The following is a 3,875-nucleotide window of genomic DNA, read 5'->3' on the forward strand; positions in this document are numbered from 1 at the left end:
CACAATATTCTTTCACGGCTGCGAGTTTTGCCTGCACTGTATATTTACCCATGACGCCTCCAAAGGTTGCGTCCAACCTTCGGGGGTCATACCATCGAAGTTGGCTATTTTGAAGCCCATGTGCGCTGAGCCAACGTCCTTGCCTGCGTAGGAAATCATGCCGGCATCGTAGTTGATCTGGGCAGCCAGGTTACCGGCATCTTCCTGCGCCAGGTTGGTGTTGGTGAAGTCCTTGATCTGCACCGGCGGCTTGCCCACCACCTGAAAACCCGCACTCTGGATTTTCATGTTGGTGTGGCCCAGATAGAAACCGGACTTGCCTTTGGTGCCGCCCGTGTCAAAGGTCATGCCTTTGACGTCGATGCTGACCGGGCCGTCAGGCGACGCGACGTTGAGCTGCAGGTTTTCCATGTTACCGGCCAGACTGAATTTTTCGGCGTCGGCGGACGACTCTGCATTCAGGTCGAGCCCGGAAAACCTGAACGTACCATCTACGTCGGTCATTTCCAGCGGGGCCATCTGCAGCGTGCCTTTGGTGGCGCGGTCATACCCGATGCTGGCTTGCCCCTTGAGCGGTGGAACGTCCTTGCTCATGGCGAACCACTTTTCGGCGCTGGGGCTTTTCTCCATCTGGAAATTGCTCAGGGCCATGACGGGCAGCAGGTTCAGGGTCTTGAGGTGCGACAACGGAATGGGCCCGTGCTCGATCTGGTCGACAAACAGGAACTGGCCGCCCTGGGTGCTATCGGACAGGTTCTGGATGTCCACGCGATAGTGCGCCGTGCTGCTGAAGAAGTGCTTTTCCAGCGAGAGCATTTCCAGTTTGACGCTGGTGTCGGTGCCCTTGAACGACTTCGCGAGTTCCTGGTTGGCCTTGCTGATGGAGTCGGTCAGCGCGCCTTCCAGTTGATTGCCCGTGTACCAGGCGCCCGCCGTAACCAGTGCGCCCGCTACGACGATGACGCCAATCGCTATACCTGCTGATTTATTCATAGTGACGTGAAGATATCCGTTCTGATGATGGGAAAGTCGTACCGGGACTGGCAGCACAGTTGAAAACCGCGAAAGATTATCAGAAACACAGGGTAGCCACGGTATTCACGGAAACGTTAGGCTGAAACGAATTTGAGAACGGGATGTGATCACATGAGCGAGCAACACACCGAACGAGGCCCGATCAAGGCCGTCATTTTAGACATGGATGGCCTGTTGCTGGACACCGAGGGGGTTTATACCGAAGTCACCCACTTGATCGCCAGCCGCCACGGGCGCACCTTCGACTGGTCCATCAAACAGCACACCATTGGCCGCGGTGCCCGGGATTTCTCGGATTACGTGATCAAGACGCTTGAGTTGCCGATGTCGATCGACGAGTTTCTCGAAACCCGTGAACCGATGCTCGAAGAGCGTTTCCCCAAAGCGCCGGCAATGCCCGGAGCCGAGGCGCTGGTCAGGCATCTGGCAGCGCACAATATTCCCATCGCCGTGGGCACCAGCTCGTCTGTGCATTACTTCGAGGCCAAGACTACCCTGCACCGCGCATGGTTCGAGCTGTTCGACACCGTCGTCACCGCCGACGATCCGGAGGTCGGCGCCGCAAAGCCGGCCCCGGACATCTTTCTCGTCGCCGCCCGCCGCCTTGGCGTCTCGCCGAGTGATTGCCTGGTCTTCGAAGACTCGCCGTTCGGTGTGACGGCCGCCAAGGCTGCGGGCATGTACGCTGTCGCCGTACCGGACTCGCACATGCCGGTCGAGCAATACGAGCATGCAGACCTGCTGCTTGCCTCGCTCGCCGACTTCCCGCTCAAGGCGTGGGGGCTGCCTGAACTCGTCTGAATGACATGGAGATGTTGAGCATGAATTATCGAATCCTCGGCCACTCCGGCCTCAAGGTTTCCACCCTGACACTCGGCTCAATGATGTTCGGCGAGCAGACCGGTGCCGAAGAGTCCCTGCGCATCATCGACAAGGCCAGGGATCAGGGCATCAATTTCATCGACACGGCGGATGTCTACAACGGTGGGCGCTCGGAAGAAATCGTTGGCCGGGCCATCGCCGCCCAGCGCAGCGACTGGGTACTGGCCACCAAAGTCGCCATCGGGCCAGCCGACGGCCTACCCAATCGCGCCGGTCTGAACCGCAAGCACCTCTTCAATGCCGTCGAGAACAGCCTGCGGCGTCTGGACACCGACTATGTGGATATCTATTACCTGCACAAGGAAGACCAGGACACACCACTTGAAGTGACCGTCTCGGCCATTGGTGATCTGCTCCGTCAGGGCAAGATCCGCTACTGGGGTGTGTCGAACTTTCGCGGCTGGCGAATCGCTGAAATCGTCAACGTCGCGCAGCGCCTGGGCGTGGACAAGCCGGTCATCAGCCAGCCGTTGTACAACATCGTCAACCGTCAGGCCGAAGTCGAGCAGATCACCGCAGCGGCGTATCACGGCTTGGGTGTGGTGCCCTTCAGCCCGCTCGCACGCGGGGTGCTCAGCGGTAAATACGCCCCGGACATCGCCCCCGACAGTGAAAGCCGGGCCGGACGTCAGGACAAGCGGCTGCTGGAAACCGAATGGCGCGTGGAATCACTGCGTATTGCGCAGCGCATTCAAGAGTACGTGCAGGACAAGGGTGTAGGTATTGTCGAGTTCGCCATTGCCTGGGTGCTCAACAACCGCGCCGTGACCTCGGCAATCGTCGGTCCGAGGACCGAGCAGCAGTGGGACGATTACACCAAGGCACTAACGGTTGATATTACCGCCGAGGATTAGGCATTTATCGATTCGCTGGTAACGCCTGGGCATGCATCGACGCCCGGTTTCAATGATGTTCAGCACTTTGTGTCTGGCCGCCTGACTCGCTGAAGCGATTCCGCCTGCGGCCTTATGCCGCGAACGCCACTCTACTGCGCTCTGAAACGCCCGTTTCAGAGCGTTATTTCATAAAAACATAACGTGAAACTCCTGTTAGCTACGAATGCCCACTCGGTACACGGAGCGAATGAGCGCTAAGATAGGCGCGTACTCATTGAGGCTCGCAGGGCTGAACCGCAACCCGGCGCTTGCAGCAAAACATGACGATGCTTGTATTTTCGCGACTTACTGGCAAGTCTTGGCTAGTCTGTCGGCAATCCAGCGATTAATTGGACTTTATCCAGCCAAGGTTGATGAAGAAGTAGACCGATGCGCAAATCAGATAGAGAAGCCTTTCTAAGCTCCGTACTGGGCAACGAGCAGCCTCCGGCGCACCTTGCCAGAACCGTGATTGAAGAAAAGCTGCGAAATGCCATTATCGATGGCAGTCTTCCCAGTGGCACGGCTCTGCGCCAACAGGAGCTGGCCACGCTGTTTGGCGTCAGCCGCATGCCTGTGCGCGAAGCACTGCGCCAGCTTGAGGCGCAGTCGCTGTTGCGGGTCGAAACGCACAAGGGCGCAGTAGTCGCACCGTTGATTACCGAAGACGCAGTGGACGCTTATGCCTTGCGGATCCTTCTGGAGTCCGAGGCGTTGCGCTTGTCCATTCCGTTGCTGGACGCGGACGATCTGGCAGCGGCTGCAGGCTATATCGAGCAGCTTGAAGTCGAGACGGACTTCGGTCAGATCGGCAGGCTCAACCGGATGTTCCACTTGTCGTTGTATGCCAAGACTCACAACAAGCGCCTGATGCGCCTGGTTGAAGAAGGTCTGAACGAGGAAGAGCGCTTCTTGCGTTTCAATCTTTCCGCCATGGGGCTGGGCAAGCTTTCTCAGGATGACCATTGGCATCTGCTGCGGCTCGCCGAACAGAAAGCGGTCGAGCCATGTGTCGAAGGAGACTGTCAGAAATTTTGTGTTCGGGCATAACATGTAGCTAGAGGTGCATGTATGCCGACCAAA

Annotated in this window: 2 protein-coding genes and 2 pseudogenes; 3 read left to right on the forward strand and 1 reads right to left on the reverse strand. The window is 58.0% G+C overall.

Annotated features, from left to right (window positions below):
* Nucleotides 1–93 precede the first annotated feature (93 nt).
* Nucleotides 94–993, reverse strand: a pseudogene (locus AO277_RS11790) (YdgA family protein); the annotation flags it as partial.
* 153 nt (nt 994–1,146) lie between these two features.
* Here AO277_RS11790 and AO277_RS11795 point away from each other — a divergent pair.
* The 3 genes and pseudogenes from AO277_RS11795 (at nt 1,147) to AO277_RS11805 (ending at nt 3,842) form a co-directional block, all read left to right on the forward strand.
* Nucleotides 1,147–1,836: an HAD-IA family hydrolase gene (locus AO277_RS11795; protein WP_044320103.1), complete on the forward strand. Its 690-nt coding sequence runs from the start codon at nt 1,147–1,149 to the stop codon at nt 1,834–1,836.
* Nucleotides 1,837–1,856: 20 nt separating this feature from the next.
* Nucleotides 1,857–2,864: pseudogene (locus AO277_RS11800) on the forward strand (aldo/keto reductase).
* A gap of 318 nt (nt 2,865–3,182) precedes the next feature.
* Nucleotides 3,183–3,842: a GntR family transcriptional regulator gene (locus tag AO277_RS11805; protein WP_044320104.1), complete on the forward strand. Its 660-nt coding sequence runs from the start codon at nt 3,183–3,185 to the stop codon at nt 3,840–3,842.
* The last annotated feature ends 33 nt before the right edge of the window (nt 3,843–3,875 follow it).

It is taken from the genome of Pseudomonas amygdali (assembly GCF_002699855.1).
Taxonomy (GTDB): Bacteria; Pseudomonadota; Gammaproteobacteria; order Pseudomonadales; family Pseudomonadaceae; genus Aquipseudomonas; species Aquipseudomonas amygdali.

What these genes read in the sequence shown, in the direction of transcription:
- AO277_RS11795 (WP_044320103.1), top strand. Translation starts at nt 1,147, where the DNA reads ATGAGCGAGCAACACACCGAACGAGGCCCGATCAAGGCCGTCATTTTA.
- AO277_RS11805 (WP_044320104.1), top strand. Translation starts at nt 3,183, where the DNA reads ATGCGCAAATCAGATAGAGAAGCCTTTCTAAGCTCCGTACTGGGCAAC.